Raw genomic sequence first — 5559 nt, forward strand, 5'->3', positions numbered from 1 at the left:
GCAAAGACAAACCCCCGATCATCTTTCGATGGTCGGGGGTTTGGTGTAGAAGCTTGACGATGACCTACTCTCACATGGGGAGACCCCACACTACCATCGGCGATGCGTCGTTTCACTTCTGAGTTCGGGATGGGATCAGGTGGTTCCAACGCTCTATGGTCGTCAAGCAATTCGGTTGGGGAGTCGGTGTTGAGTCGCTTCCCCTAATTGGGCATGTGATGTGTTGTGTTGCGCTGTTGCTTTGTCTTGGTTCGCTTTGCGAGCGATGCGTCTTTTCGGTTTGTTTGTCGACTTCAACCGTCTGACACGCAAACATCAAATTGTTTGGGTGTTATATGGTCAAGCCTCACGGGCAATTAGTATGGGTTAGCTCAACGCCTCACAGCGCTTACACACCCCACCTATCAACGTCGTAGTCTTCGACGGCCCTTCAGGGAGCTCAAGGCTCCAGTGAGATCTCATCTTGAGGCAAGTTTCCCGCTTAGATGCTTTCAGCGGTTATCTCTTCCGAACATAGCTACCCGGCAATGCCACTGGCGTGACAACCGGAACACCAGAGGTTCGTCCACTCCGGTCCTCTCGTACTAGGAGCAGCCCCTCTCAAATCTCAAACGTCCACGGCAGATAGGGACCGAACTGTCTCACGACGTTCTAAACCCAGCTCGCGTACCACTTTAAATGGCGAACAGCCATACCCTTGGGACCGGCTTCAGCCCCAGGATGTGATGAGCCGACATCGAGGTGCCAAACACCGCCGTCGATATGAACTCTTGGGCGGTATCAGCCTGTTATCCCCGGAGTACCTTTTATCCGTTGAGCGATGGCCCTTCCATACAGAACCACCGGATCACTAAGACCTACTTTCGTACCTGCTCGACGTGTCTGTCTCGCAGTCAAGCGCGCTTTTGCCTTTATACTCTACGACCGATTTCCGACCGGTCTGAGCGCACCTTCGTACTCCTCCGTTACTCTTTAGGAGGAGACCGCCCCAGTCAAACTACCCACCATACACTGTCCTCGATCCGGATAACGGACCAGAGTTAGAACCTCAAAGTTGCCAGGGTGGTATTTCAAGGATGGCTCCACGCGAACTGGCGTCCACGCTTCAAAGCCTCCCACCTATCCTACACAAGCAAATTCAAAGTCCAGTGCAAAGCTATAGTAAAGGTTCACGGGGTCTTTCCGTCTAGCCGCGGATACACTGCATCTTCACAGCGATTTCAATTTCACTGAGTCTCGGGTGGAGACAGCGCCGCCATCGTTACGCCATTCGTGCAGGTCGGAACTTACCCGACAAGGAATTTCGCTACCTTAGGACCGTTATAGTTACGGCCGCCGTTTACCGGGGCTTCGATCAAGAGCTTCGCTTGCGCTAACCCCATCAATTAACCTTCCGGCACCGGGCAGGCGTCACACCCTATACGTCCACTTTCGTGTTTGCAGAGTGCTGTGTTTTTAATAAACAGTCGCAGCGGCCTGGTATCTTCGACCGGCATGGGCTTACGTAGTAAATACTTCACCCTCACCGGCGCACCTTCTCCCGAAGTTACGGTGCCATTTTGCCTAGTTCCTTCACCCGAGTTCTCTCAAGCGCCTTGGTATTCTCTACCCAACCACCTGTGTCGGTTTGGGGTACGGTTCCTGATTACCTGAAGCTTAGAGGCTTTTCCTGGAAGCATGGCATCAACCACTTCGCTTTCTAAAAGAAAGCTCGTCATCAGTTCTCGGCATTAAGATCCCGGATTTACCTAAGATCTCTGCCTACCACCTTAAACTTGGACAACCAACGCCAAGCTGGCCTAGCCTTCTCCGTCCCCCCATCGCAGTAACCAGAAGTACGGGAATATTAACCCGTTTCCCATCGACTACGCTCTTCAGCCTCGCCTTAGGGACCGACTCACCCTGCGTCGATTAACGTTGCGCAGGAACCCTTGGTCTTTCGGCGTGCGAGTTTTTCACTCGCATTGTCGTTACTCATGTCAGCATTCGCACTTCTGATACCTCCAGCCAACTTCTCAATTGACCTTCACAGGCTTACAGAACGCTCCTCTACCGCTCATCTTACGATGAACCCGTAGCTTCGGTACCTGGTTTGAGCCCCGTTACATCTTCCGCGCAGGCCGACTCGACTAGTGAGCTATTACGCTTTCTTTAAAGGGTGGCTGCTTCTAAGCCAACCTCCTAGCTGTCTGAGCCTTCCCACATCGTTTCCCACTTAACCAGGATTTTGGGACCTTAGCTGACGGTCTGGGTTGTTTCCCTTTTCACGACGGACGTTAGCACCCGCCGTGTGTCTCCCGTGCTGACACTTGCTGGTATTCGGAGTTTGCATCGGTTTGGTAAGTCGGGATGACCCCCTAGCCGAAACAGTGCTCTACCCCCAGCAGTGATACACGAGGCGCTACCTAAATAGCTTTCGAGGAGAACCAGCTATCTCCGAGCTTGATTAGCCTTTCACTCCGATCCACAGGTCATCCGCTAACTTTTCAACGGTAGTCGGTTCGGTCCTCCAGTCAGTGTTACCTAACCTTCAACCTGCCCATGGATAGATCGCCCGGTTTCGGGTCTATTCCCAGCGACTAGACGCCCTATTAAGACTCGCTTTCGCTACGCCTCCCCTATTCGGTTAAGCTCGCCACTGAAAATAAGTCGCTGACCCATTATACAAAAGGTACGCAGTCACCTAACAAAGTAGGCTCCCACTGCTTGTACGCATACGGTTTCAGGTTCTATTTCACTCCCCTCTCCGGGGTTCTTTTCGCCTTTCCCTCACGGTACTGGTTCACTATCGGTCAGTCAGTAGTATTTAGCCTTGGAGGATGGTCCCCCCATATTCAGACAAAGTTTCTCGTGCTCCGTCCTACTCGATTTCATGACTAAGAGATTTTCGCGTACAGGGCTATCACCCACTATGGCCGCACTTTCCAGAGCGTTCCGCTAATCTCAAAGCCACTTAAGGGCTAGTCCCCGTTCGCTCGCCACTACTAAGGGAATCTCGGTTGATTTCTTTTCCTCAGGGTACTTAGATGTTTCAGTTCCCCTGGTTCGCCTCACACACCTATGGATTCAGTGTGTGATAACCATCTTATGATGGCTGGGTTCCCCCATTCAGAGATCTCCGGATCAAAGTCTGTTTGCCGACTCCCCGAAGCTTTTCGCAGGCTACCACGTCTTTCATCGCCTCTGACTGCCAAGGCATCCACCGTATGCGCTTCTTCACTTGACCATATAACCCCAAGCAATCTGGTTACTGTCTATAACGTGAAGACGACATTCGCCGAAAATCCGCATTTCGCTCTCTCGAGCAACTCGCAAATTTTACCTTAGCCTGAACAACCACCAGTGAAAGTGATCACTCAGTCTATTTCTATCACATACCCAAATTTTTAAAGAACGATACTGGTAAAGACCAGAAATCAACATTCAACTGCCTACGCAGAAATGTTCATTTCTGAACTCTATCCCGACGAGTGGTGGTGGAGCCAAGCGGGATCGAACCGCTGACCTCCTGCGTGCAAGGCAGGCGCTCTCCCAGCTGAGCTATGGCCCCAATGTCTTGAAGCCTGCGCCCCACACAACATTGGTGGGTCTGGGCAGATTCGAACTGCCGACCTCACCCTTATCAGGGGTGCGCTCTAACCAACTGAGCTACAGACCCAATCGTCTTCGCAATGAATCAAGCAATTCGTGTGGGTACTTATGAAGAAGCTGATGTCTTCGATTAAGGAGGTGATCCAGCCGCAGGTTCCCCTACGGCTACCTTGTTACGACTTCACCCCAGTCATGAATCACTCCGTGGTAACCGTCCCCCCGAAGGTTAGACTAGCTACTTCTGGAGCAACCCACTCCCATGGTGTGACGGGCGGTGTGTACAAGGCCCGGGAACGTATTCACCGTGACATTCTGATTCACGATTACTAGCGATTCCGACTTCACGCAGTCGAGTTGCAGACTGCGATCCGGACTACGATCGGTTTTATGGGATTAGCTCCACCTCGCGGCTTGGCAACCCTTTGTACCGACCATTGTAGCACGTGTGTAGCCCAGGCCGTAAGGGCCATGATGACTTGACGTCATCCCCACCTTCCTCCGGTTTGTCACCGGCAGTCTCCTTAGAGTGCCCACCTTAACGTGCTGGTAACTAAGGACAAGGGTTGCGCTCGTTACGGGACTTAACCCAACATCTCACGACACGAGCTGACGACAGCCATGCAGCACCTGTGTCAGAGTTCCCGAAGGCACCTATCCATCTCTGGAAAGTTCTCTGCATGTCAAGGCCTGGTAAGGTTCTTCGCGTTGCTTCGAATTAAACCACATGCTCCACCGCTTGTGCGGGCCCCCGTCAATTCATTTGAGTTTTAACCTTGCGGCCGTACTCCCCAGGCGGTCAACTTAATGCGTTAGCTGCGCCACTAAGCTCTCAAGGAGCCCAACGGCTAGTTGACATCGTTTACGGCGTGGACTACCAGGGTATCTAATCCTGTTTGCTCCCCACGCTTTCGCACCTCAGTGTCAGTATTAGCCCAGGTGGTCGCCTTCGCCACTGGTGTTCCTTCCTATATCTACGCATTTCACCGCTACACAGGAAATTCCACCACCCTCTGCCATACTCTAGCTTGCCAGTTTTGAAAGCAGTTCCCAGGTTGAGCCCGGGGCTTTCACTTCCAACTTAACAAACCACCTACGCGCGCTTTACGCCCAGTAATTCCGATTAACGCTTGCACCCTTCGTATTACCGCGGCTGCTGGCACGAAGTTAGCCGGTGCTTATTCTGTCGGTAACGTCAAAACAGCAAGGTATTAACTTACTGCCCTTCCTCCCAACTTAAAGTGCTTTACAATCCGAAGACCTTCTTCACACACGCGGCATGGCTGGATCAGGCTTTCGCCCATTGTCCAATATTCCCCACTGCTGCCTCCCGTAGGAGTCTGGACCGTGTCTCAGTTCCAGTGTGACTGATCATCCTCTCAGACCAGTTACGGATCGCAGCCTTGGTGAGCCTTTACCTCACCAACAAGCTAATCCGACCTAGGCTCATCTGATAGCGCAAGGCCCGAAGGTCCCCTGCTTTCTCCCGTAGGACGTATGCGGTATTAGCGCCCGTTTCCGGACGTTATCCCCCACTACCAGGCAGATTCCTAGGCATTACTCACCCGTCCGCCGCTAAATCAGGGAGCAAGCTCCCCTCATCCGCTCGACTTGCATGTGTTAGGCCTGCCGCCAGCGTTCAATCTGAGCCATGATCAAACTCTTCAGTTCAATACTGCTTGGGTTTTGAGAAAACCCTAAACTTGGCTCAGCAATCGCAATCTCTTCTTAAGCAAACTCAAGAAGAGCACTCAATGATTTCTCGTTGAGTACATTGTGATGCTGATAATCTTGCTGACTACCAGTCTTACCTCACAAGCACCCACACGAATTGCTTGATTCAGTTGTTAAAGAGCGTTTCGATCAAGCCTTTCGTCTCAACCGAGGCCGCGCATTCTACAGCAGCCTTGTATCTCGTCAAGCTGTTTTTGAAGAATTTTTCTTTCTTCTCAACCGCTTATGCTGTCGATC

At 52.0% G+C, this 5559-nt stretch carries 2 tRNA genes and 3 rRNA genes; all 5 read right to left on the minus strand.

Annotated elements, in window-relative coordinates:
- Positions 1 to 51: 51 nt before the first annotated feature.
- Positions 52 to 167 (minus strand): 5S ribosomal RNA (gene rrf / locus G7020_RS23460).
- A gap of 168 nt (positions 168 to 335) precedes the next feature.
- Positions 336 to 3226, minus strand: a 23S ribosomal RNA gene (locus G7020_RS23465).
- 248 nt (positions 3227 to 3474) lie between these two features.
- Positions 3475 to 3550, minus strand: a tRNA-Ala gene (locus G7020_RS23470).
- A gap of 31 nt (positions 3551 to 3581) precedes the next feature.
- A tRNA-Ile gene (locus G7020_RS23475) sits at positions 3582 to 3658 on the minus strand.
- 64 nt (positions 3659 to 3722) lie between these two features.
- Positions 3723 to 5259: ribosomal RNA gene (locus G7020_RS23480) — 16S ribosomal RNA — on the minus strand.
- The 16S, 23S and 5S rRNA genes sit together here with 2 tRNA genes alongside, the layout of an rRNA operon.
- Positions 5260 to 5559: the final 300 nt, after the last annotated feature.

The organism is Stutzerimonas stutzeri (genome assembly GCF_013522825.1).
In the GTDB taxonomy this organism is placed as follows: domain Bacteria; phylum Pseudomonadota; class Gammaproteobacteria; order Pseudomonadales; family Pseudomonadaceae; genus Stutzerimonas; species Stutzerimonas stutzeri_AK.